Origin of the sequence: Rhizobium sp. BK661 (assembly GCF_024808825.1) — a bacterium.
GTDB lineage: Bacteria > Pseudomonadota > Alphaproteobacteria > Rhizobiales > Rhizobiaceae > Rhizobium.
Window position 1 is genome coordinate 60,679 of sequence record NZ_JANTYT010000012.1, and the last position, 23,958, is coordinate 84,636.

Annotated in this window: 20 protein-coding genes; 12 read left to right on the forward strand and 8 right to left on the reverse strand. The window is 60.1% G+C overall.

The window, feature by feature from the left end; all coding sequences use genetic code 11:
- Positions 1 to 2 precede the first annotated feature (2 nt).
- Positions 3 to 1,967, reverse strand: coding sequence for a methyl-accepting chemotaxis protein (locus tag FHX16_RS21640; protein WP_183860886.1), 1,965 nt, complete (start codon positions 1,965 to 1,967; stop codon positions 3 to 5).
- A gap of 353 nt (positions 1,968 to 2,320) precedes the next feature.
- On the opposite strand from FHX16_RS21640, the gene FHX16_RS21645 reads away from it, so the two are divergent.
- The 3 genes from FHX16_RS21645 to FHX16_RS21655 are packed head-to-tail and all read left to right on the forward strand — an operon-like array spanning position 2,321 to position 4,945.
- Entirely contained in the window at positions 2,321 to 2,923 is a 603-nt protein-coding gene (locus FHX16_RS21645) for an SCO family protein (protein WP_183754611.1), read from the forward strand.
- A gap of 4 nt (positions 2,924 to 2,927) precedes the next feature.
- Positions 2,928 to 4,055 carry an NAD(P)/FAD-dependent oxidoreductase gene (locus FHX16_RS21650; protein ID WP_183860884.1) on the forward strand — a complete coding sequence of 376 codons (1,128 nt, stop codon included), beginning with the start codon at positions 2,928 to 2,930 and terminating at the stop codon, positions 4,053 to 4,055.
- 11 nt (positions 4,056 to 4,066) lie between these two features.
- The gene (locus tag FHX16_RS21655) at positions 4,067 to 4,945 is read left to right on the forward strand and encodes a 50S ribosomal protein L11 methyltransferase (RefSeq protein ID WP_183861407.1); all 879 of its coding nucleotides are present in this window, start codon (positions 4,067 to 4,069) and stop codon (positions 4,943 to 4,945) included.
- A 159-nt stretch (positions 4,946 to 5,104) separates the two neighbouring features.
- On the opposite strand, the gene FHX16_RS21660 is transcribed toward FHX16_RS21655, so the two are convergent.
- Positions 5,105 to 5,278: a hypothetical protein gene (locus FHX16_RS21660; protein ID WP_183860882.1), complete on the reverse strand. Its 174-nt coding sequence runs from the start codon at positions 5,276 to 5,278 to the stop codon at positions 5,105 to 5,107.
- Between the two features lie 279 nt (positions 5,279 to 5,557).
- On the opposite strand from FHX16_RS21660, the gene FHX16_RS21665 reads away from it, so the two are divergent.
- The gene (locus FHX16_RS21665) at positions 5,558 to 7,393 is read left to right on the forward strand and encodes an aminopeptidase P family protein (protein WP_183860880.1); all 1,836 of its coding nucleotides are present in this window, start codon (positions 5,558 to 5,560) and stop codon (positions 7,391 to 7,393) included.
- A 15-nt stretch (positions 7,394 to 7,408) separates the two neighbouring features.
- On the opposite strand, the gene FHX16_RS21670 is transcribed toward FHX16_RS21665, so the two are convergent.
- Both FHX16_RS21670 and FHX16_RS21675 read right to left on the reverse strand, forming a co-directional pair.
- On the reverse strand, positions 7,409 to 7,717 hold the full coding sequence (locus tag FHX16_RS21670; RefSeq protein WP_016554492.1) for an AzlD domain-containing protein: 309 nt from the start codon (positions 7,715 to 7,717) through the stop codon (positions 7,409 to 7,411).
- A gap of 2 nt (positions 7,718 to 7,719) precedes the next feature.
- Positions 7,720 to 8,436: an AzlC family ABC transporter permease gene (locus tag FHX16_RS21675; RefSeq protein ID WP_183754618.1), complete on the reverse strand. Its 717-nt coding sequence runs from the start codon at positions 8,434 to 8,436 to the stop codon at positions 7,720 to 7,722.
- Between the two features lie 133 nt (positions 8,437 to 8,569).
- Here FHX16_RS21675 and FHX16_RS21680 point away from each other — a divergent pair, with 133 nt between their 5' ends.
- A complete protein-coding gene (locus FHX16_RS21680) occupies positions 8,570 to 8,818 on the forward strand; it encodes a DUF2164 domain-containing protein (protein ID WP_183860878.1) in 249 nt (82 codons plus the stop codon).
- 13 nt (positions 8,819 to 8,831) lie between these two features.
- On the opposite strand, the gene pncA is transcribed toward FHX16_RS21680, so the two are convergent.
- From pncA to FHX16_RS21695, 3 genes are all read right to left on the reverse strand, one after another.
- Positions 8,832 to 9,458 (reverse strand): bifunctional nicotinamidase/pyrazinamidase, encoded by a 627-nt coding sequence (gene pncA, locus FHX16_RS21685; protein ID WP_183860876.1) that lies wholly within the window; start codon positions 9,456 to 9,458, stop codon positions 8,832 to 8,834.
- Positions 9,459 to 9,563: 105 nt separating this feature from the next.
- Positions 9,564 to 10,844: a sugar MFS transporter gene (locus tag FHX16_RS21690; RefSeq protein ID WP_405049308.1), complete on the reverse strand. Its 1,281-nt coding sequence runs from the start codon at positions 10,842 to 10,844 to the stop codon at positions 9,564 to 9,566.
- 207 nt (positions 10,845 to 11,051) lie between these two features.
- Positions 11,052 to 12,512 (reverse strand): sensor domain-containing diguanylate cyclase, encoded by a 1,461-nt coding sequence (locus tag FHX16_RS21695; RefSeq protein WP_183860874.1) that lies wholly within the window; start codon positions 12,510 to 12,512, stop codon positions 11,052 to 11,054.
- 199 nt (positions 12,513 to 12,711) lie between these two features.
- Between FHX16_RS21695 and FHX16_RS21700 the strand changes: the two genes are divergently transcribed.
- From FHX16_RS21700 to FHX16_RS21710, 3 genes are all read left to right on the forward strand, one after another.
- On the forward strand, positions 12,712 to 13,404 hold the full coding sequence (locus FHX16_RS21700) for an isoprenylcysteine carboxylmethyltransferase family protein (protein ID WP_183860872.1): 693 nt from the start codon (positions 12,712 to 12,714) through the stop codon (positions 13,402 to 13,404).
- 50 nt (positions 13,405 to 13,454) lie between these two features.
- Entirely contained in the window at positions 13,455 to 13,856 is a 402-nt protein-coding gene (locus tag FHX16_RS21705) for a DUF488 domain-containing protein (RefSeq protein WP_183860870.1), read from the forward strand.
- A gap of 88 nt (positions 13,857 to 13,944) precedes the next feature.
- Positions 13,945 to 14,292 carry a hypothetical protein gene (locus FHX16_RS21710; protein ID WP_183754630.1) on the forward strand — a complete coding sequence of 116 codons (348 nt, stop codon included), beginning with the start codon at positions 13,945 to 13,947 and terminating at the stop codon, positions 14,290 to 14,292.
- A 318-nt stretch (positions 14,293 to 14,610) separates the two neighbouring features.
- On the opposite strand, the gene FHX16_RS21715 is transcribed toward FHX16_RS21710, so the two are convergent.
- Positions 14,611 to 17,100: an ATP-dependent helicase gene (locus FHX16_RS21715; RefSeq protein WP_183860868.1), complete on the reverse strand. Its 2,490-nt coding sequence runs from the start codon at positions 17,098 to 17,100 to the stop codon at positions 14,611 to 14,613.
- Between the two features lie 411 nt (positions 17,101 to 17,511).
- Between FHX16_RS21715 and FHX16_RS21720 the strand changes: the two genes are divergently transcribed.
- The 4 genes from FHX16_RS21720 to FHX16_RS21735 all read left to right on the forward strand — a co-directional run bounded on the left by FHX16_RS21720 (position 17,512) and on the right by FHX16_RS21735 (position 23,934).
- Complete coding sequence (locus tag FHX16_RS21720; RefSeq protein WP_183860866.1) at positions 17,512 to 18,678, forward strand: efflux RND transporter periplasmic adaptor subunit; 1,167 nt, start codon at positions 17,512 to 17,514, stop codon at positions 18,676 to 18,678.
- Complete coding sequence (locus tag FHX16_RS21725; RefSeq protein WP_183860864.1) at positions 18,675 to 21,830, forward strand: efflux RND transporter permease subunit; 3,156 nt, start codon at positions 18,675 to 18,677, stop codon at positions 21,828 to 21,830. The genes FHX16_RS21720 and FHX16_RS21725 overlap by 4 nt, the downstream gene beginning before the upstream one ends.
- A gap of 248 nt (positions 21,831 to 22,078) precedes the next feature.
- On the forward strand, positions 22,079 to 23,074 hold the full coding sequence (locus FHX16_RS21730) for a flagellin (protein ID WP_016554481.1): 996 nt from the start codon (positions 22,079 to 22,081) through the stop codon (positions 23,072 to 23,074).
- A gap of 194 nt (positions 23,075 to 23,268) precedes the next feature.
- Positions 23,269 to 23,934: an OmpA family protein gene (locus FHX16_RS21735; RefSeq protein WP_183754638.1), complete on the forward strand. Its 666-nt coding sequence runs from the start codon at positions 23,269 to 23,271 to the stop codon at positions 23,932 to 23,934.
- The last annotated feature ends 24 nt before the right edge of the window (positions 23,935 to 23,958 follow it).

Consider the following 23,958-nt stretch of genomic DNA (forward strand, 5'->3'; position numbering starts at 1 on the left):
GATCAGAATTCTTCCCAGTTGTCTCCGGCCGGTGCGGCCATGGCTCTGGCGGTTGCGCCGCCGCTGAATGCGCCCGCGACCTTGCCGATCAGGCTTCGTGCGGGAGATGGTTTCGGATGCGAGACTGCGGTGGCTTCCCGCGGCGTGGAACGGGCATTCATGCCCTCGCCGATCTTGAACGTCCGGATCAGGTGGATCAGGCTGTCGGCATCGGTGGCGAGCGCATGGCTTGCTGCGTTCGTCTCTTCCACCATGGCCGCGTTCTTCTGCGTGACCTGGTCCATCTGGCTGATGGCCGTGTTGATTTCGTTCAGTCCGGTGGATTGTTCGCGTGCAGAGGTTACGATTGATTTAACATGCTCGTCGATGCGCAAAACATCTTCGCCGATCTGGCGCAACGCTTCGCCTGCAGCGGTCACGAGTTCGCCGCCGGCCTTTACCTCAGCCCCGGATTTTCCGATCAAGGCCTTGATATCCTTGGCAGCCCCTGCTGCCCGACCGGCGAGTTCGCGCACCTCCTGCGCGACGACCGCGAAGCCCTTGCCAGCTTCGCCGGCACGCGCTGCTTCGACGCCGGCATTGAGGGCGAGCAAGTTGGTCTGGAAAGCGATCTCATCGATGACGTTGATGATCGTTCCGATCTCACGAGAGGCCGTAGCGATTCGCTCCATGGCGGCCATGGCGTCGGTGACGACCGCATCTGATTTCGTCGTGTTCTGTCGGGTATGGGCAACCATGTGGCCGACTTCTTCGGCGCGGTTGGTGGCGTTACGGACCGTTGCCGTGATCTGATCGAGTGCCGCGGATGTTTCCTCAAGCGATGCGGCTTGCTGCTCCGTGCGCTTGGCGAGATCGTCGGCGGCGGCACGCATCTGCTGGCTGCTTGCCTGGATGGACGTACCGTTCTGAGAAATGCCGGCCATCGTCTGGCGGAGTGTTGCCGTGGTCAAATTGAAGTCGCTGCGCAGGCGCTCCAGTTCAGGCTTGAATGGCTGGTCGATGGTGACCGTTACGTCGCCGCCAGCGAGCCGGTTGAGGCCCTGGCCCAATGCCTTGACAGCATTGTCGAGCGCCTCGGCATCGGCCAGCTTTGCTGCTTCGCGGCTGCGACGCTCTGCGTCGCTTTGCTGACGCTCGCTGTCAGTCCGCGCCTGGAGTTCCAACTTGTCGATTGCGGCAAGCCGGAAGCTTTCCGCCGCGCGTGCCATGTCGCCGATCTCGTCGCCACGCTCGGTGGCGGGGACGTGGCTGGCGAGATCGCCCCGCATGATCGCGTGCATGCTCTTGCGGACGGCCTCGATGCCGCGGCTGATGGAGCCGCCATGAATGTACTGCAGGATCGCCATTGCGAGGATGGCAACGATACCGAGTGCAAGCTGGATGTGGATTGCCCGCTGCGAGATCGCGTTTGCCTCGTCGATTCGAGCCTTGGCGAGTTCGCCGCCATCGCGCGCGAGCTTGTCCAATGTCGCGCCTACTTTGTCGCCACCTCCGTCGATAGCGTCGTCGAGCCTGTCGAACTCACTGTCTGGCGCGCCGGCTTCGACAGCCGCCTTCAGGTCGCCGACGATATTCTTCCCGAGCGTCGCGACGTCTGCGTCATACGTGGATAGCAGGCTTCCAGCGTTCAACTCTTCGGCCAGACGGTGCAATTCCTTGGAGCTGTTTTGTAGCCCCGCAATTGCGTCATTCATCAGCTTCAGGCGTTCGGGCATCACTGTGCGATCGCCACGATCGACGATGGTGTCCATGGCGGCAAGAATCAGAGTGAGGTTTGCGGCTCGCATCTCGTTGATGTGGTCGACGCTGACCTGGATTTCGTTGGCGTGTCTTAGACCGGCATCAGCGCTTGAATTCTGGTACCAGCCAACCGCGATCATCGAGCCGAACCCGATGAACGCAGCGCCCGCAAGGGTGCCGAGCCTCTGGCCAACAGAGAGGCTGCTGCGCACTTTCATATCAGTCATGTGATGATTATCCCCCTCCGCGATGAGACGCGGTATCCATTTTGCGCTCACGCGGATAGCCGGGATCGAAATGCCAGGCAGACGTCATGTCACGGGAGCGGCGGACGCTCCATCCAGTGCTAAATATAGATGTGTATTTTTAAGTATTTACTAACCCTCAAAGATTGTAGGCTGCCTCCTCTCGTACCAGCATGTGTTGGTAACTATCTGGGCTTTTTAGTTCGATTACGCTTTTTCCGTGTGCCTGTGGGGCAATCGGTCGCCGGCGGGAAACGTCTTGTTGAATTGCGCCGTCGAGAATGAGGCGATATCACCCGTGAACGGGAATGGTCCCGACATCAGAGGTTTGATCGATGAAGACTGTCCGCGTTGCGGTGTGGGTTGCGGTGCTGTTGATGGCCGGGATTCTCGGCTGGCTGACCCTCAATGTCACCAAGACGAAAGACGCGGTGTCCGAGGGACCGTTCGGCGTGCCGTTCACGCTGGTCGCCCAGGACGGCCAACCGATCACCGAGCAGGCCTTCCGCGGCAAACCGACGGCGCTGTTCTTTGGGTTCACTCATTGCCCGGAAGTCTGCCCGACAACGCTGTTCGAAATGAATGGTTGGCTGGAGAAGGTCGACCCAGAGGGCAAGAAGCTTCAAGCGTATTTTGTGACCGTCGATCCGGAGCGCGACACGCCTGACGTGATGAACCAGTACGTCTCCAATGTGTCCAAGCGCATCGTCGGTATTTCAGGCGCGCCCGACAAGGTCGCCGATGTCATCAAGGGCTACCGGGTCTACGCCAAGAAAGTTCCTGTCGACGAGAGCAAGCCGGACGGCGACTACACAATGGACCACACGGCTTCCGTCTTCCTGCTCGACTCGGCGGGGCGCTTCGCCGGCACCATCGCCTATGGCGAAAACCCCGATACGGCGGTAAAGAAATTGGAGAACCTCGTCAGCAAGGGATGACGGCATGGCGTCAGGGCATCGCAGCATCTTGATCGCCGGCGCCGGCACGACCGGCCTGACTGCCGCCCTCGAACTTGCCCGGCGCGGGCACGTTCCGCGTATCATCGACGGTGACGCCGGCCCTGTGCCGTTGGCGGAAAGCCGGGCTCTCGGCATCAATGCCAGAACACTGACGCTGCTTTCGCCTTCACGTGTAAGCGACGCCATCCTGCAGGAAGCACAGCGGATTGCGCATTTCCGCATCGTCTCCGGGAACAGACTGCTTGCCGACGTCGACACGACAACCGTGCCCGGTCCCTACAGCGCTATCCAGATGCTGGCGCAGGGACATACCGAGCGGCTCCTGTTGGGCAAGCTTTCCGATTTTGAGGTTGCTCCCGAATGGCAGACCGTGGTGGAGACGGTTTCGCGGGATACCTCGAAGCCGCGAGTAACTCTGCGGAAGCCCGATGGATCTGTAGAAACGGCGGATTTCGATATTGTCATTGGCGCCGACGGCGCTCATTCGACGGTGCGCAAGGCTGTCGGCATCGATTTCCCCGGGCAGGCGCTGGAGAGCAGCTTTTATCTCGCGGATTTCCGCTACGACGAACCGGTCGATACCGGCTTTGTCGAGATCAATCTGCTCGACCCGGGGATGATCGGACGTCTGCCTGTTACGCATGATGTCCTGCGCTATATCTCGACGCTCCCCGATTTCGAGAGCCGCATCCGGCATCCTGCACGGGTCACCGAGCGCGTCTGGGCCTCCGATTTTCGCATTCACTTCCGTCGTGCTTCGGAGATGGCAAGGGGTAACGTGTTTCTCGCAGGTGACGCGGCGCATATTCACTCGCCGGCCGGTGCGCGCGGGATGAACCTTGGCATAGAAGACGCGTGCTGGCTCGCCTGGCTCATTTCTGAGGGGCGGGAACGCGAATATGCGGCTCTGAGGATGCCGGCGGTGACGACGGTGCTGAAACAGACCCACCAATTGACGTCGCTGATCACCATGGAGAATCCGATGGCGATCGCGGTCCGAAACCTTGCCGTCCCCTTCCTTTTGCGAATACCTGCCTTCCGACAAAAATTGCTTCGCGGCGTGTCGGGATATGATACGCAGTCGCCTCCCTGGATCGCTGGCGCGCTATAGAAGAAAGACCGATTGTGGAAATACGCCTTTATGTGACGACAACCGAAGTACTGGCCGGCGAGATCCTGGATCTGTTGTCCGATGTCTTTGGCGAAGAAGACTTCGCAATCGCGACGACTGAGATCGACGAGAAAAAGGACATTTGGGAAGCGTCTGTCTACATGATGCGTGAGGACGAGGCGGAGGTCAGAGCGCGTGTCGAGGAAGCGCTGAAGACGAGTTTTCCCGACGCAAAGGTAGAGCGTGAGGTTATCCCCGATGTCGATTGGGTTGCGAAATCACTCGAGGGGCTGAAGCCGGTGCGGGCGGGGCGGTTTCTCGTCCACGGCTCGCACGACCGCGATAAGGTGCGTCCGGGCGACATCGCTATTGAGATCGATGCGGGCCAGGCGTTTGGTACCGGTCATCATGGCACAACGGCCGGCTGCCTGGAGACGATCGATCGCGTTCTTCGTTCCCGCCCAGTGCGCAATGCGCTTGACCTCGGAACCGGCAGCGGCGTTCTGGCGATTGCCGTGCGGAAGCTCCGGAACATTCCTGTTCTCGCGACCGATATCGATCCGATCGCAACGAAGGTTGCGGCCGAGAATGTCAGAAGCAACGGCATTGCGTCAGGCATTTCGACGGCAACGGCCCCGGGCTTTCACTCGACCGCATTTTCCGCCCACGGCCCCTTCGATCTGATCATTGCCAATATCCTGGCGCGGCCACTGATCAAGATGGCGCCGCAACTCGTTAATCATCTGGCGCCCGGTGGTTCGGTCATCCTCTCCGGAATTCTTGCCGCGCAACGCTGGAAGGTGCTGGCCGCCTACAATGGCGCGCATCTGCGGCATGTCCGCACCATCTGGCGCAACGGCTGGGTGACGATCCATCTCGACCGCCCCTGAAATGAAGGCAAAAAGAAAAGGCGGTGCCAATGGCACCGCCTTCGGACCAGTTTCCCGGTCATGCCCGCGAGCTCGAAGGAGGAGGAGCGCTCGAGCGGGCTTCTACTGGTTCTGATCGCCGATCCCGTGAGGGAGGAGGAGAAGGGAGCGGCGAGTTGCTCAGAACGCGTAGCTGGTTGCGACCTGATGGCGCGTAACCCTTTGGCCGGCGCCGAGCATCTTGAGGGTGTCCTCATGCAGCGGACGGCGCGAGCCGATGATGTGACGCACAGTCTGGCGCTCGCCAGCCTGTACCGGGCTGCTGTAAGCGAAGCGCGACAGAGGGGCAGTCATATCTGAATTCCTTTTGTTTCGTTTCAGGTTCGTCTCGAACCTGTTTGATGGCGCCTATATAGCGATTTAGAAAAGCGGAGGGAGAGGGTTTCGTTCATGGGAGCCATGCGCTGAATGCATAAAGCGTGCCAGTTTGTGAATCGATGCCTCATTTCCGCCGAATTATTGGGCGGCTTTTGCTCAGGCATCACTTTGCAGATTTCTCGTATTCGCCTGAAATTCCGATAACATAGCCGAATCCCGTCGCTGAGGGATTCGCACAAAACCGGGTTATTGAGCATGTTCCAGTCTTTTGAAGTCACTTCGACGCCACAATTCGGCCGCGATCGCGTCTCCGCTTTGCGGGCAAGTTTTGATGCGCTTGGCATCGACGCCTTTCTGGTGCCGCGCGCCGACGAGTTCAACGGCGAATATGTCCCGGCTTGTTCGGAGCGTTTGTCCTGGTTGACGGGCTTCACCGGATCGGCGGGCATCGCGCTGGTGACGCGTGCGGCGGCGATTGTCTTCGTGGATGGGCGCTACGTGACGCAGCTTGCCGAGCAAGTGGATAATTCCGTCTTCACCGGCGGAGACCTTGTGAACGAACCGCCCCACGCTTGGCTTGCGAAGAATGGTTCGAAGGGCCTGCGTCTCGGTATCGATCCGTGGCTGCATTCCGGCGCGGAGGTGCGGCGATTAGAGAAGGCGCTCGCCGAAATTGGTGGTTCGCTTGTCGTCCTTCCCCACAATCCCCTTGATGAGCTCTGGAGCGACCGCCCGCAGGAACCGCTGGGGCAGGTGGCAATCCAGAACGTCGTGCAGGCGGGCATACTCGCGACCGAGAAGATCGCGACGATTGCAGCCGATCTCGCAAAGAAGAACTTGAAGGCGGCCCTGATCGCGGATCCGTCTTCGGTGGCCTGGACCTTCAATATCCGCGGTGCCGATGTGCCGCATACGCCGCACCCGCTGGCGCGCGCGATCATCCATGCCGACGGCAAGGCCGATCTCTTCCTCGACAAGCGCAAAACCGGCATCGAGGCGGAAGCCTATCTTGCACAGATGTGCGTTCAGCTTCCACCGTCGGAACTCGAAAAGAAACTGTCGACCGTTGCAAGGGATGGTGGCCGCGTCCTGGTCGATCCGGATCTCACCTCGTATGCCCTGGCGGAGATCATTCGCAAGGCGGGTGGCGAGGTCGTGGAAGGCAATGATCCCGCGAAGCTGCCACGGGCCGTCAAGAACGGCGTGGAGATCGATGGTTCTGCTGCCGCGCATCTCCAGGACGGCGCGGCCATGGTCGAGTTTCTCTACTGGCTGTCGCAGACCAAGCCGGGAACGGTGACCGAAATCGAGGTGGCGGAGAAGCTGGAAGCGGCACGCGCTCGCGTCGGCCAGAGCATGCAGAACCCGTTGAAGGACATCTCCTTCGACACGATCTCCGGTGCCGGTGAGCATGCGGCGATCATGCACTACCGCGTGACGACGGAAACGAACCGCAAGCTTCAAGCCGGGGAACTCTTCCTGATCGATTCCGGTGCCCAGTACATCAACGGTACGACCGACATTACCCGCACCGTCGGTATCGGCTCGGTCACCGAGGAACATAAGCGCTTCTTCACGCTGGTGCTGAAGGGGATGATCCAGATCAGCACCGCGCGCTTTCCCAAGGGCACCCGCGGCTGTGACCTCGATCCGCTGGCCCGCATCGCGCTTTGGCGAGCAGGGGCTGATTTCGCCCATGGCACCGGCCACGGGGTCGGGTCCTATCTTTCAGTGCATGAAGGGCCGCAGCGCATCGCCAGGCTTTCAACGCAGGAGCTGCTGCCAGGGATGATTCTCTCGAACGAGCCTGGCTACTACAGGCCAGGCGCTTTCGGGATTCGCATCGAGAATTTGATCTATGTCCGAGAGGCGGAGGCGATCGACGGCGGTGACTTGCCGATGCTTGGCTTCGAGACGCTGACCTTCTGCCCGATTGACCGGAGCCTGGTCATTCCGGAACTTCTGACGCACGACGAACTGCATTGGTTCAATGGCTATCACGAACGCACGCGTGAGGCGCTGATGCCGCTGATCCACGACCACGACGTCAAGGCGTGGCTGGAGAATGCCACCCTGCCGCTCGAATATTGACTAGCGCCGGCGGCGTCACATGCCGATGGTGTGACGCCAGGCCATCACGACGAGCCATGCGACAATCAGCATCCAGGTGTGCGAGGCCCTCAGGCCGACGACGAGCGCGGCGAGTAGGGCGAGCTTCGACTCCCAGCCACCGGTGAAGAAGGCCGGCGCGACAAGCGTCGTCAACACAGCGGCCGGAACTGCGGCAAGTGCTGCCTCCATGCGCGGCGGGATGCGCTTCATAGTCGTGATGAGGATATAGCCACCGATGCGCGTCGCGTAGGTCGCAGCCGCTGCCGCCAGGATCACGAGCGCCATGTGAAGATCGAAGGCCATCATCATACCTCGTGCAGATCGGATTCGAGTTCCTGTTCATGCGGCGGCGGCGGGAACAGGGCGGCAAGCACGATGCCGGCAGCGGCGCCAAGGCTTACGTGCCAAGGCGAGCCGACATAATGGTAGGCGACAACAGAGGCGACCGCGCTAACGGCAGCGACCGGTAGAAAGTTGTCGCGATGGCGGAAATCGAGGACGATGCCGAGGAAATAGGCTGGCAACAGGATGTCCAGTCCGATCGATTTCGGGTCGCCGATGTAACTTCCGAGCGTGCCGCCCAGCAGACTGACCAAAACCCAGGGCACGTAGATGATGATCCCAAAGCCGAGGTACCAGATGAACGTGACCGGCTTGCCGCTTTCGCCACGTTTGACCGTTTCCGCAAACTGCGGATCGACCAGAAGGAAAAAGGTGAAGAACTTCTGGAGCGGCGAAAAATGCTTGATGTAAGGCGCGATCGCCGCGGAATAGAGGACGTGGCGGAAATTGACTGCAAGGATCGAGGCAACGATCAGCCACGCCTGCACATTGTGGCCGAAGAGCTCGATGCCGACCATCTGGCTCGCGCCGGCGTAAACGGTGGCACTCATGAAGGTCACTTCCGCAAGTGACATGCCGTTATCAACCGCGAGCGCTCCAAACAAGGCCCCGAACGGGGCCGAGGCCAGCGCGATGGCCGAGCCACCGCGCAAACCGTCGAAAAAATCAGCGCGACTCATCGGCGACAATCCTTCTGGAATTTTGCCTTCCGTGTAAGGAGGGGTAGTACCTGCCGCAAGCAAATTTCCTTGATTGAACGATCGATTTCGCTGAACGATGCGGTCGCGACTGATTGCCGTTCGGGGAGAAAAGATGAACCAGATCGAATTTTCGAAGGAAGAGAAGGCCGAACTTCTTGCGCGGATTCAGCACTATTTCAGCAGCGAGCTGGACCAGCCGATCGGTCTCCTGAAAGCGGAGTTCGTGCTCGAGTTCTTTGCGAAGGAAGTCGGCGCCGCCTACTACAAGAAGGGGCTGGAAGATGCGCAAATCGCGCTCGCCAGACGGATGGACGACTTTTCCGAGGACGTCTACCAATTGCAACGGAATGCGACGGCGTAGCTAGGTCCTGCCGCTAGCCGTCGAGAACCTGCCGGCTGGTGATGATATCGATGCCATGCTCGCGCATCTCCTCGATCGCCGCCGCAACGCCCTCAGGCGAGATGCCGCGGCTGGCGTCTTCGATGAAGCGAACGCGGACGCCGGGCATCATCTCGGTCGCATCCAATGCCGAGAACTTCACGCAGTAGTCGGTTGCGAGACCGCAGACGTCCAGATCGGTCACCTCCTGGCCCTCAAGGAAATGGGCAAGACCCGTCAGCGCGTCCTGATCGTTGTCGCGAAAGGCGGAGTAGCTGTCGACACTGTGATTCTCGCCCTTTTGCAGGATGAGATCGATCTTGCCCATCTTGAGGTCCGGATGCAGTTCTGCGTCCGTCGTGCCCTGAACGCAGTGGTCCGGCCACATCATCTGCGGCTTGCCTGACAATGTGCCAAGTTCGAACGGTTGCTTTCCCGGGTGAGAGGAAGCGAAGCTGCCATGACCGGACGGATGCCAGTCCTGCGAGGCAACGATCAGGTCGTATTTGCCGCTGTCGATCAGACGATTCGCGATGGGGACCACCTCGTGGCCATCCAGCACTGGAAGGTTGCCGCCTGGGCAGAAGCCATTTTGAATATCGACCAGCAACAAGGCTTTCATCGGTGCGATTCCCTCGAGTTGTGCGCTGCACCATGCCAAGGGTGGAGGGATGGCGCAAGCGCCAAGACACTTCGCCGCAGATCAGCGAAGTGCGCCTTGAAAGGGTCAGCTCGGCCGGTGCCCTTTCAGCCCGTAAAAGGCGATGTAAGCATAGCACAGAACCGGCATGAGGAAGGCGAGGTGAATGCCGATCGTGTCCGCCAGCGCGCCTTGAACAAGCGGAAGCAACGCGCCGCCGACGATTGCAAGGCAGAGGATTCCCGAGCCTTGGCTCGTATGTTTTCCGAGACCGTACAGTGCCAGGCTGAAGATCGTTGGGAACATGATCGAGTTGAAGAGACCGATCGCCAGCACGGACCACATGGCGACATGACCACCCGAGAAGACGGTCAGCAATAGGAGCGCGATTACTACGACTGCATTGAAGGCCAATGCCTTGCCGTCGTCAACGTAACGCATGACGACAGCGCCAACGAAACGACCAATCATCGCCCCGCCCCAGAAATAGGACACGTGATGCGCGGCCTCGGCTTCCGAAAAGCCGGCGATATCAGGCTGACCCAGGAAGTTGACGAGGAAGCTGCCGATGCTGACTTCGGCACCGACGTAGACGAAGATGCCGACGGCGCCGAGGATCAGATGGCGGTACTGCCAGGCAGAGCCGCCGCCGGTGATCGGCTCGATCTCTTCGGCGCTGTCAACATGCGGCAGTTTCAGGGCTGCAAAAAGTGCTGCCAATACCAGGAAGGCGATGGCCAGGAGCATGTAGGGAAACTTCACGGCGCCCGCTTCGGCGAGCCTCATGGCATCGAGTTGTTCGGGTGTGGCGCCGACAACGGCGGCGGTCGTAGCGGACAGGATCAGGAACGCACCGAACATGGGTGCAAGCGTGGTGCCAAGAGAGTTGAATGCCTGCGTCAGGGTCAGGCGGCTTGCGGCCGTGTCGGGTGGACCGAGCACGGTGACATAGGGATTGGCCGCGACTTGAAGCAGAGTGATCCCGGTTGCCAGTACGAAAAAGGCTCCGAGGAAGAGCGCGTAGACGCGGTAGCTCGCTGCAGGAATGAACAGCGCGCAACCGACCGCAGCGATGAGGAGGCCGGTTACGATACCCCACTTGTAGCTGATGCGCTTGACGAGCGCGCCGGCGGGCAAGGAGATGATGAAGTACGCGCCGAAAAAGCAGAACTGAATCAGCATGGACTGCGTGTAATTCAGATGGAAGACGTTCTTCAGATGCGGAATGAGAATGTCGTTCAGGCAGGTGATGAAGCCCCACATGAAAAACAGCGACGTCAGCGCCACGAGCGCAAATCGATAGTTCGCTGCCGGGGAAGTCGTAGCCGGGCGTGTCGTCGCGGCGTTGTTGGTGATGATACCAGCCACTGTCTTGTACCTCTTGTTCTTGTTGCGCCGGAAACTTCCCTCGGAGCTATCAAGGCGATGGGCCGGCGGTGGCTCGGCAGAGCGCTTGGGAGGAGGCGTGCAGCAAGCCACAAGGCTTCATATATTCATTTGGAGTCGAATTGGTAGTATTCAAACTATTTTATTGTGCGGTTGGTGGGAGGTTCTCGACCGCGAATTGGACGGGCCTTAGGCCGCGCAGGCGGACTTCGCGCCTGCCTGTTCTTCTGCCGTGCGACTGGCGTGATAGGCGCGCTTCTGTGCGTACATGGCAATGTCGGCACGCCGCACCATCGACTCCATCGTTTCCCCGGGCTCGCTTGTCGCGACACCCAGAGAAATGCTGAGCGGTGCATTGGAATAGAACTGGTTGTTGATCTTCAGAAGTTCGCCGATCGTCTCGACCATCGTGGCGACGGCCTGCTTGTCGGCGCCAGGCATGAGAACTGCAAACTCGTCGCCGCCGATTCGGGCCGCATGGTTGGGTTGTGCGACAGCGCCGCCCAGAACTTCGCCCAGTCGACGCAGCAGCGCGTCGCCTGCGTCATGCCCGAGCTGGTCATTTGCTTCCTTCAGGCCATTGAGATCGATGATGACGGCCGACACTGGACGCAGCGACTTGCGCTCCAGCCTGTTCAGTTCGTCGACGTAGAAGGCACGATTGTGGAGCTTGGTCAGCACGTCGTGCTTGCCGAGATATTCGAGATAAGCCTCGGCCTTCTTGCGCGCGGTGATGTCGGTGAGCGCCACCTGCACCAGTGCCCAGTCCGCCTCGTGGCCGGGCAAAACGGAGAACTGAAGGAGGACATAGCGCTCGGAGCCGTCAAGCGCGTAGTTCACGACTTCACGCTGATGGAATAGACGGCCATGCCACAACTCGATCAGCTGTTCGCGGAAATGCTTTTCCATGTCATCGCGAAAGACATCGCCGATACGGTGCATCAACGTGCGACGGTCCGGCGCGCAGAACAGGTCGAGTGTGGCCTGGTTGACGTCGATGACACGAATCTCGCTCATGCACTGGCGCACAAATTCCGGGTGGACGTCGGTGAACACCCTGAAATCGTCGATGCCGCGATCGCGAACACTCTGCAGCAGCAGCTTGATCCGGCTGAAATCCTCGACCCAAAGCGAAACCGGCGAATGCTCGAAGATGCCTTCGGCGTAGCGCCGATTCTCGCGTTCCTTGCGGCGTGCTTCCTCACGAGCAGTGACATCTTCGGTCGTGAGCATCACCTGTGCAAGCGATTGCTCGTGCCCTGGCAGCACCGAGCCGCGCAGTTGGATATCAAGCCGGCGTCCGGACAGTGTGTAGTTGACGGCGCTGCTCGTGAACTCCGTCTTGCCGTCCCAGAGTTCGGCCAGTTCGTTGACGTGGCTTTCGAGCATCTCATCGCGAAAGACCGAACCGAGATTTGCTACCAAGTGGTCGAGGTCGTTGGCTTCGAAGAGTTCAAGTGTCTTGCGGTTGACGCGTAGTACGCGGATCAGTTGCGAGCAGGAGGCGACGCGACCCGTGTCCTCCCTGAGATAGGCTCTGATATCTTCGACGCCTTCGGCGCGCCAGCGATCGAATTGTGTCTTAACACCGCTGAAATCCTCGATCCACATCGCGATAGGTGAGAGGTCAAAGATATCGGAATCGCTCATGACAGGGCTTTCGGTTGTTGAGTGCGCGGCGTTACCTCACGGATCTTTAAGGATGATTCGTAAACCTTCGCTTGACGCGGCGATAACAGGTTGCGCTGTTTTGACGCCGTGGTTTCTCTTCCGCGCCATTGACGCGCGCGTCGTCAGGCCAATCTAGGGTAATGGGATCTCGCGGCTACAAACACGCGAGAGTGTGACAATGGTGAGTGGCGTTCAGAGTATCGGGCGGCAAGCGACGGTGGCGACTGTGAAGTTTTGCCTCGTCATGCTGGTGATAACCTTCCTTATCGCGGGTTCCCTGTCTTATTGGCAAGGATGGCTGTTTCTTGCGAATTTCTGCGGATGGTCCGCGGCCCTTACGGTATATTTCGTCAATCACGATCCGAAACTGGTTGAGCAGCGTCTCCACGTCGGGCCGACGGCGGAACGTGAGCCATCGCAGAAGCGCATACAATCCTTCAACAGCGTTGCAATTATCGCGCTCTTCGTCGTCTCGACGCTCGACTACCGGTATGGTTGGTCGGGCTCCGTTCCCGTCGCTGTCGTCGTTCTCGGCAACCTGCTGATCGCTGCCGGCTACATCGGGTTCTTCTTTGTGTTCCGGCAGAACTCGTTTGCGGCGGCGACCGTCGGCGTGACCGCTGAGCAGCGAGTGATCTCGACGGGTCTCTATAGCCTTGTGCGTCATCCGATGTATGCGTCAGCCTTGCCGATGTTTCTCGGCGTACCCTTGGCGCTCGGCTCTTACTGGGGCGTGCTCGTGGTGCTGCCGATCCTGGGCGGCCTTATCGCGCGGCTGCTCGACGAGGAAAAACACCTCGTGCGGGATCTGCCGGGTTATGGCGCCTACCGCAAACAGGTCAGGTGGCGCCTTTTCCCGGGTCTCTGGTGAGAGCGCGGCGTTTGCTGTAGATATCGCGGCGGGTCGATGGAGAGGCTGCAGTGGCTATTAGTGTCGTGCAATTGGGGTCACCGAGGGGAGAAGGTGAAGGCGTGCGGATCGGCACTGTTCGCCGGCCGCCGCGGGCCGTGCCGAAAGAAGAGTTTGCCAGCCGCAACTATTATGACGTGTGGCTGCCAATCCTTTCGCCGAGCCAGGTGCTTGTCACCGAAGCGAAGGCGGCAACCACCGACGCCGAGTGGACGGCCTTCGTGCGCAGCTTCACCAAGGAAATGAAAGTGCCGGAGGCGAGCCATGTGCTCGACCTGCTGGCGACGCTTTCCCATGCCAGTAATTTTTCGATCGGCTGCTACTGTGAGAGCGAAAGCAGATGCCATCGAAGCGTCTTGCGACGCCTGCTTGAAGAGCGGGGCGCAAGGTTTGCGGCTGAAGCCTGCGCCTAGTGTCCATATGATCTGCGGCGAGCCGTGGTCTTGCCGATTCCGGGAATCTCTGCCTTTCTTTGCCGAAGGATAACCCGGAGCCCAAGCCATGACCGAGCCCGGTCCAGAAGAGAAGATCGACGCGACGTTCCGCAACGGCTCGCTGACGGCAGCCGGCATCATCCTCGGCTTTTCCCTGAGCTTCGTCAGCCGCTGGGTCTCGAATCCAAACGATTGGAGCCGGATCGACATTCTGCCGATGCTGCTGCTGACAGTGGGTATTGCGTTGCAGGTCAAGGTTTTCGCCGATCTGCTCGCCCGGGATTCGCTGATTGCTGCCAAGTATGACCGGGCCAGACGGTTGTTTCTGATCGGGATCGCGGTCGTCGCCGCCGGGATCGGGCTGGCATTGCTCAACGACATATTGGGGCTGGGTTCGATGCCGATCCTGGGGTGAGCGGGCGTCATGCCCGCTCTGCGAATTCGGACTTCCTCGCTGCCGCGGCAAGTGCCGCGTTCATGCACCCTCGATGTCAGGTCCCGAGAATGATGTGGTTGCAGGCAAAGGCGATGGTTGGACTGCTCAAGACGGCAATCATGAGCGAGGCTGCGATCAGAGATAGCGAATAACGTTTCATCTGCGTCCTCTTACTCTCCCGCGATCAGTGCGCGCGGGAGCGCAGTATGCGGGACGCGCCGCCGCAAACGAAGTCACGAATGGGTGAGGCCCGGATTCCGGAGAGAGCAAGGCTTTACGAAACGCACAATCCTCGCTTTACGAAACCCGTTCGACAAACCCATCCAAGACCCGCTTCTGCCCGGCACGGTCGAACTCGATCGTCAGCTTGTTGCCCTCGATCTCGACGATGTTGCCGTTGCCGAATTTCAAGTGGAAGACGCGGTCGCCGGTCTTGAATTTCGACGGTTCCGTGGCGGTCGATTTCGCCACCAGTTCGCCATCGATGGTGCGACCTCGCGGGCCGCTTTCGCCGTAACCGATGCGTTCGACGGCGTGGCCCGAGCGTGTGCCCCAGTTGTCGCGGGTGGCGTCCGTCTTGTTCTGCTGGGCACGCTTCCACCCGGGCGTCGAATAAGAGGAACTAGCGAAGGGATCAGCTTTGTCGAAGCGCGACTGGCCGTAACCGCCGCCGCCGCGACCGTAGCCACCATAGCTCTGTTCGGTTTCCGCAACCTCGACATGCGTTTCCGGCAATTCATCGAGGAATCGCGACGGTATGGTCGATTGCCAGAGGCCGTGGATGCGCCTGTTGGAGACAAACCAGATGTGGCAACGGTGCTTGGCGCGGGTGATGCCGACATAGGCAAGGCGGCGCTCCTCCTCGAGACCGGCGCGGCCGCTTTCGTCGAGCGAACGCTGGTGCGGGAACAAGCCTTCCTCCCAACCTGGCAGGAAGACGGTGTCGAATTCCAAACCTTTGGCGGAGTGCAGCGTCATGATCGAGACGGCGTCGAGGTTTTCGTTCTGCTCTGCGTCCATCACCAGCGCGACGTGCTCGAGGAAGCCGCGCATCGACTCGAAGCTTTCCATCGAGCGGATGAGTTCCTTGAGGTTTTCGAGACGGGTCGGCGCATCGGCCGACTTGTCGTTCTTCCACATGTCGGTGTAGCCCGACTCTTCGAGGATCTGCTCGGCAAGCTCGGTATGCGGCGTGCTCTCGAGCATCTCCTGCCAACGGCGGAATGATTGAACGACGTCGAAGAGGGCTTTGCGCGCTTTCGGCTTCAGTTCGTCAGTCTCGATCATGTCGGCTGCGGCTGCCAGCATCGGAATGTCGCGGGCCCGGGCATAATCGTGAAGCGCGCGCACGGTCGTATCGCCGAGGCCGCGCTTCGGGGTGTTGATGATGCGTTCGAAGGCAAGGTCGTCGGCAGGTTGGGCGACGAGGCGGAAATAGGCCATCGCATCGCGGATTTCCAGGCGCTCGTAGAACCGAGGGCCGCCGATGACGCGGTAGTTGAGGCCAAGCGTGACGAAGCGGTCTTCGAATTCGCGCATCTGGAACGAGGCGCGAACCAGGATTGCCATGTCGTTCAGCAGATGCCGCTTGCCGGTAGCGGCGCCACGCTGAAGCTGCTCGATCTCCTCGCCGATGGCGCGGGCCTCTTCCTCGGAATCCCACGAGGCGTGCACCTGCACCTTGATGTCCTCTGGATCTCTACGGTCGGTAAAAAGCGTCTTGCCGAGGCGGCCTTCGTTGTGGGCGATCAGGTGACCGGCGGCACCGAGAATATGCGCCGTCGAGCGATAGTTGCGCTCGAGCTTGATGACCTTGGCGCCCGGAAAATCCTTCTCGAAGCGCAGGATGTTATCCACTTCGGCGCCGCGCCAGCCGTAGATCGACTGGTCATCATCACCGACACAGCAGACATTCTGAAGTTCGCCCTTCGGACGTTGCGCAAGCAGCCGCAGCCACATGTACTGGGCGGTGTTGGTATCCTGATACTCGTCGACCAGGATGTAGCGGAAGCGGCCGTGATATTCCTTGAGAAGATCCGGGTTCTTCCGGAAGATCGCAATCGGATGCATCAGGAGGTCGCCGAAGTCGCAGGCGTTCAGCGTCGACAGCCGCTGCTGGTAGGCAAAGTAGAGTTCGCGGCCCTTGCCATTGGCGAAGGCGCGGGCGTCGCCTTCCGGAATGTCCCCCGGTCCTAGGCCCTTGTTCTTCCAAGTATCGATCATGCCGGCGAACTGCTTGGCAGGCCAGCGCTTGTCATCCAGGCCTTCTGCCTGGATCAGCTGCTTGATCAGGCGCACGACATCGTCGGTGTCGAGAATGGTAAAATCGGAGCGAAGTCCGACGAGTTCGGCATGGCGGCGCAGGAGCTTGACGCCGATCGAATGGAACGTGCCGAGCCAAGGCATGCCCTCGACCGCGCCGCCGACGAGAACGGCAATGCGCTCCTTCATCTCGCGTGCAGCCTTGTTGGTGAAGGTGACGGCAAGAATCTGCGAGGGAAATGCGCGGCCGGTGTTGAGGATATGGGCGATGCGCGTCGTCAGAACGCGCGTCTTGCCGGTACCCGCGCCCGCAAGCACGAGAACGGGGCCTTCCAGCGTTTCGACGGCTTCGGTTTGCTCAGGGTTCAAGCCAGAAAGATAATCGGGACGCTTGCCGCCACCGCGCGCAGCCATGGCGCGGGCGGCGAGCCCTCCAGCGGCCGGAGCGGCAGGAGCCGGCTGCTTGCGCGGCGCCTCATCCGGCTCTTCATCGAAGAAGGGGATATCGTCGAAACTATTGCTCATGGCGCGTAATGTAGTGATTCGGGATGGAAAGGCCAGAAAAGATGTTCTGCTTTCATTCCCCTCGATGCCAGCTTTCCTCAGCTTACGCCGGGCATTCGAGAAAGCCGGCTCCGGGAACTGCCCGCATATGCGGCAAGAGACAGCTGCGGTTGCGCGTAAGCATCGTCAATAAACGTTAGGAAACAAAACCGTCATTTGACGTTGAGAACGAAATTCTACAACACGGTCCAGAGGGTTGAGAGTTGCCACAACAGTAACTCAGTCTTGATATTACAATTCAGTAATGCGGGACCAATTCGCTTGCCGGTGGTCAGCAAAGGGACAATATTGTCGCAGACGCGCGGCAATTTGTCCTGCGAACGCCTCTTTCGATAGACCCTGGACTAGCCTCGAGTCCCTCTGGAGACGTGAATGCCATTTTGGAAGCAGTTTGTAGTTTGCGTTGTCGTAATTGCGGCCGGCTTTGCCGGATGGGTTTACTTTGTGCCTGGGGCCGGCGAGACGCTGCGTAAGGCCGGTTTTTCAGAGGTTTCAAAATTGGCGCCCAGCGAGGCTAGTTCGCAACCGGCCGCCGGCGGAGAGGGACAACGGCGGCGTGGCGGTGGCGGCGCCAATGCTCCGGTTCTCGTCGCCACTCAAGCTGTCGTCCGTGGTGTCGTCAATGATCGCTTGAGCGCCATCGGGACGGGAGATGCCATTCGTTCTGTGGTGGTCATGCCGCAGGCGAGCGGCACGATCCGCGAGATTCTGATCAAGTCGGGCGATAGGATCACCAAAGGGCAGGTTCTGGCAAAGCTGGACAGCGAAGAGCAAGTCATCGCTCGCGGCCAGGCTGATGTCGCGTTGAAGAGCGCTGTCGAGAAATCCAGCCTCTACCACAACATCAAATCCAGCGTGTCGCGCATGGATGTCTTCGATGCCGAGATCGCGGAGCAGGGTGCACGCTTGCAGTTGCAGGCAGCCGAACTCAATCTTGAGCGCCGCAGCATCGTTGCGCCGATCGACGGCATTGTCGGCATCATCCCGGTCAACATCGGCGACAACGTTTCGACGACGACACCGGTCGCGACGCTCGACGATCGGACCGAAATCCTCGTCGACTACTGGGTGCCTGAACGCTTCGCCAACACGATAACAGTCGGCCAGCCGGTCGAGGCGACGTCGGTCGCCCGACCGGGACGCGTTTTTTCAGGTGTGGTCGAAGCAATCGACAACCGTATAGACGCCGCAAGTCGGACGATGCGCGTGCGGGCCCGGATCGACAACGCCTCCGACGAGTTGCGCGCGGGCATGTCCTTCAATGTCGGAATGAAATTCGGCGGCGACCGATATCCGGCGGTCGATCCGCTTTCAGTCCAATGGGACTCGCAAGGGGCATTTGTTTGGCAGGTCGTCGATGGCAAGTCCGGCAAAGTGCGGGTCAGTATCGTGCAGCGCAATCCAGACTACATTCTCGTCAAGGCTGATCTGAAGGATGGCGACGCCATCGTTACCGAGGGCCTGCAGCGCGTCCGTGAGGGCGGCGCGGTGCGGGTTGCCGGCGAAGTCGCGTCGAATTCGGAGCCCGTCACGCAATGAACGTGATTGAAATGCAGGACAAGCCGGCTTCCGGCAAACAGACATTTACGGCGCTGTTCGTCCGGCGCCCGATCCTTGCGCTGGTTTTCAATGCCCTGATGATTGTCGCCGGCCTTGCAGCCTATGCCGGGATCGAAGTGCGCGAACTGCCTGATGTCGATCGGCCCGTCGTCACCGTTCGCACCACGTTCGACGGTGCCTCGCCGCAGACGATCGATCAGGAACTGACGAAGGTGATCGAGGGGGCGGCCGCGCGCGTCAGCGGCCTCAAGTCGATTTCCTCCAGCTCGCAGTTCGGCCAGAGCCGGGTGACGCTGGAATTCTCCGATTCCGTCGATCTCGCGGTTGCCGCAAACGATGTGCGCGATGCCATCGGTCGCATCGCCGATCGCCTGCCCGAAGAGGCGGATGCGCCACAGATCGTCAAGGCGGATTCGGATTCCCAGCCGATCATGCGCCTCGCAGTCACCTCGTCCAAACTCAACATGGACGATCTGACCCTTCTCGTCGAAAACCAGGTCATCGATCGCCTTGCCTCGGTCGACGGCGTGGCCGATGTCGAAACCTATGGCGACCAGGAGAAGGTTTTCCGCGTCGACGTCAACCAGAGCGAGCTCGCGAGTCGAGGGCTGACCGTCGGGGATCTCACGAAGGCGCTGTCGAGCGCGGCTCTTGACGTGCCCGCAGGATCGCTCAAGAGCCCGACGCAGACGATCGTCGTGCGTGCGATGGCAAGCCTGCAGACGCCGGAAGACTTCTCCAACGTCATCCTGCAGAACCACGTTCGCCTCGGCGATGTGGCGAACGTGACACTTGGGCCGCGCGACGGGCAGACGGCGCTGCGCTCGAACGGCGTCCCTGGCATCGGTCTCGGCATCATTCGCCAGGCGCAATCAAACACTCTGAACATCTCGAACGGCATCAAGGATGCTGTCGCCGAGCTCTCCAAGACGCTGCCTGAGGGCACGCGGATCGCCATCACCAGCGATGATGCCGTGTTCATCCAGGGCGCGATTCATGAGGTCGTGCTGGCGCTCATTCTCGCTGCCGTCATCGTCACCATTGTTATCTATCTCTTCCTCAGAGATTGGCGAGCAACGATCATTCCGGCGGTCAGTATGCCGGTGGCTTTGATCGGAACGCTGGCGGCTGTCTATCTCGTTGGCTTCTCGATCAACATCCTGACGCTGCTTGCGATCGTGCTGGCAACCGGTCTCGTCGTCGACGACGCCATTGTCGTTCTCGAAAACATCGTGCGTCGACGCTCGGAAGGCATGGGGCCAAGGGCGGCTGCCGTGCTTGGCACGCGCGAGGTATTCTTCGCCGTCATCGCGACGACGGCAACGCTTGCCGCGGTCTTCATTCCCTTGTCCTTCCTGCCGGGGCAGGTGGGTGGGCTGTTCCGAGAATTCGGTTTCGTGCTCGCTTTCTCCGTCGGCCTTTCGTCGATCGTCGCCTTGACGTTGTGCCCAATGCTGGCCTCGCGGATATTGACCAAGGAGATGCTCGAAGATCACGGCCTTCTCGGACGTTTCGGCACATGGTTCGCCGATGCCTACCGTTGGTCGCTGCATGCCTGCCTGAATGCCCCGCTGATCGTCATCGTCGCTTGCCTGATTTTCGCGGGTGCGGCGGTCCTCGCGTTCCAGACGGTCCGCAGTGAGCTGACGCCGAATGAAGACCGAGCGCTGGTGATGATGCGCCTGACGACCCCCCAGGGTTCCAGTCTAGAATACACGCGCGACAAGATGCAGCTGGTCGAAGAGTATCTTAAGCCGCTCGTCGACAGCGGTGATATCAGCAACATCTTTTCCATCTCCGGGCAGGGCGGACAGGTCAATAGCGGCTTCATGGTGCTGACATTGGCGCCTTGGGGCGAGCGTCAACGTACGCAGGCAGAGATCGTGACAGACATCAATCGCACGGCTGCGAGGGTCCCGGCGCTCCGTGGCAACGCCATCCAGTCGAACAGCCTGCGCATTCGCGGCGCCGGCAACGGCCTGCAGATGGCTCTTGTTGGCAACGATCACGAGGCGCTGACGGCCGCGGCCGCCCAATTGGTCCATGCACTGGACGCGACCGGGCATTACGATACGCCGAGATTGACCAACGAACCGACCCAGGCTCAGGTGTCTGTGACGATCGACCGCGAGCGCGCCTCGGATCTTGGGATCGACATCACCGGCCTTTCGACGGCCATGCAGTCGCTGCTTGAGGGGCGCTCGGTCGTCGACGTCTTCGTCAAGGGCGAAGCCTACCCGGTACTGCTCACCTCGAACACACGGCCGCTCGACGACCCGACGGATCTCGAGAATGTGTTCCTCAAGACCGGTGATGGCAAGATTGTCCCGATGTCGGTGATTGCATCGCTGACGGAAAGCTCGGTCGCACCGCAGCTGAATCGCGAACAGCAACTTGCTTCGGTTGCGATCACTGCGGGCCTGAGGGGTGGCCTCTCCCTCGGAGACGCGGTCAAGGAGGCAACTGAAATCTCCAAGTCGATCCTGCCCGCCGGCGCTCGCCTTGTGCCCCTCGCGGAGGCCGCAACGCTTGAGGAAAACTCGAGTGGCATGGCGCTGACCTTCGGCTTTGCCATCGTCATTATTTTCCTGGTTCTGGCCGCGCAGTTCGAGAGCGTGTTGTCGTCCGTCATCATCATGTCAACCGTGCCGCTCGGGCTTGCCTGCGCCGTGTTCGCGCTTGTTATCACCGGCTCCAGCCTCAACATCTACAGCCAGATTGGCCTTGTGTTGCTCGTCGGCGTAATGGCGAAGAACGGCATTCTCATCGTTGAGTTCGCGAACCAGCTGCGGGATCGCGGCGAGGAGGTGCGTGCGGCGATCGAAAAGGCATGTGCGTTGCGGCTGCGACCTGTGATGATGACCATGATCGCAACGATCCTTGGCGGTGTACCACTGGTCTTCGCGCATGGCGCCGGAGCGGAAGCGCGCATTGCCCTCGGCTGGGTGATTGTCGGCGGCCTCGGTTTTGCGACGCTGGTGACGCTGTACATTACCCCGGTGGCTTACTTGCTCATCGCGCGCTTTGCGAAGCCGCATGCTCACGAAGAGGAGCGGCTACACGAAGAAATGGCGCACGCCTCTCGTCCGCGCCCTGCCGCCAAGGCTGGACGGCTTCAGGCGGCCGAGTAAGCGAAGCGCGCCTTGAGCGGGTAAAATCCTGCGAGTTATAGCTTATAAAAAGTTGTAGAATTGGATGAATTTCCTCTCAATTTTAGATATTTTTTAAGCATGAGCGGTAATCATTCCCACAGAAGCCGATAGGTCCTCCAGCGTTTTGAGAGGATCACCCTGGCGCCTCGTTCAGGCGCTCCCGGACATGATCGTTCGCGGTACGGTTTGTTTGTATCAGTGTATTGTTGTGTTCGGAGTACAGTACCTTGAGCATTTATCGGCGCACTTCGGTGGATGCCGCGCTGTATGTATTGCGCGACATTGGTCGTGATATGACAAAGACCCAGAGGCAGGTGTCCACCGGCCTCAGAGTGGAAAAGGCGTCCGACAACGGTGCCTATTGGGCGATCAGTTCAACGCTGAAAACCGATCAGAAAGCCCAGTCAGCCATTCGCGACGCTCTCGGTCTTGCGGCTGCCACCATGGGCACAGCCTACAACGCCGTCGACAACGCGATCGATCTCGTGAGCGAGATCAAGGCAAAGTTGGTGGCGGCGACCGAGTCCGGCGTCGACAAGGACAAGATCAACACGGACATCGCACACCTGAAGGATCAGCTGCGGTCGGTTGCGCAGTCTGCCGAGTTTAACGGTGATAACTGGGTTGCGATCGACGATTCGGCTGATCCCTCCAAACCAAGGGAGATCCCATCTTCCTTCATCCGCTATTCCGACGGGACGGTGAAGGTCGACATGCTGAGCTACGAGGTCGATCTTGCCCCAGTTGGGGCGACGACATCGAAGGATGCCCGCTACCTGATCGACGATCGGACAACGGGCTCCGGTGAATATGGCGCTCTTACCTCCCAGTATTTCGCGACCGAGGCGGGAGCCTCACAAAACTACGTGATGTTGAAGGGCGCGGGGAATACGGCCGGGCAGGTCGAAATTGGTGTTTCGAGCAGCACGACGCAGGCGCAGGTGAAAGAGATGATCACCGTCGTCGACATGATGCTGAACCAGATGACGACAGTGGGTTCGGCCTTCGGCGCGCTCGAGAAGCGCATCAGCATCCAGAGCGACTTCGCGCAGTCGTTGGACGATTCATACGCCCGCGGTATCAGTCGCCTGATCGATGCCGACATGGAGGAGCAGTCGAGCCGGCTGCGTGCATTACAAACGCAAGAGCAGCTTGGCCTACAGTCGCTGAACATCGCCAACGCCAGCTATGACACGGTTCGCCAGCTCTTCCAGAACTTCTGACGGGTCGCCTTGCGATACAACCGTCGCCCGGATTCCGACGGGCGACGTGGGCACTTGGCTCATCGCTGTTGCTTGCGATCCGCAGTAGTTGTGCAATTTGCCCAATTTCCAGTGTCTGAAAGCGTCGGTTTCATCTTGTTGCCGCAATCCTTAATACTGGTCGCATCAACACCGAACTGGAGATCCGCCTGTCCATGATCAAGAAATTCATACTTTTGGCTGTTGCTGCAACTTACCTTAGCGCCTGCACCACGACCGACCCCTATACGGGCGAACAGAAGATGTCGAACACGTCGGGCGGCGCGCTGCTCGGTGCCGGCGTTGGCGCGCTTGCCGGCCTGGCAGTCGGCGGCTCGCCGGTAGGACGTCGCAATGCCGCGCTGATCGGCGCCGGCGTAGGCGCGCTCGCAGGTGGCGCGATCGGCAACTATATGGACCAGCAGGAATCGGAACTGCGCGCCCAGCTTCAGGGAACCGGAATCTCGGTGACCCGCCGCGGCGACAACATCATCCTCAACATGCCGTCCAACATCACGTTCGATGTCGACCAGGATGCCGTAAAGTCTGGCTTCTATCCGACGCTGAATTCTGTGGCGATCGTCCTGCGCAAGTTCAACCGCACGCTGATCGATGTGAACGGCCACACCGATTCCACCGGCAGCCTGCAGCACAATCAGGACCTGTCGCAGCGCCGCGCGATGTCGGTTGCCGATTATCTCGGCACGCAGGGCATCGATCCGCGCCGCGTTTCGGCCGTCGGCTTCGGTCCGTCGCAACCGGTCGCTTCCAACGCGACGGAAGCCGGTCGTGCTCAGAACCGCCGCGTCGAAATACAGATCGCGCCTGTCACCCAGAGCTGATCCAGCCTGCAGTCAACAGAAACG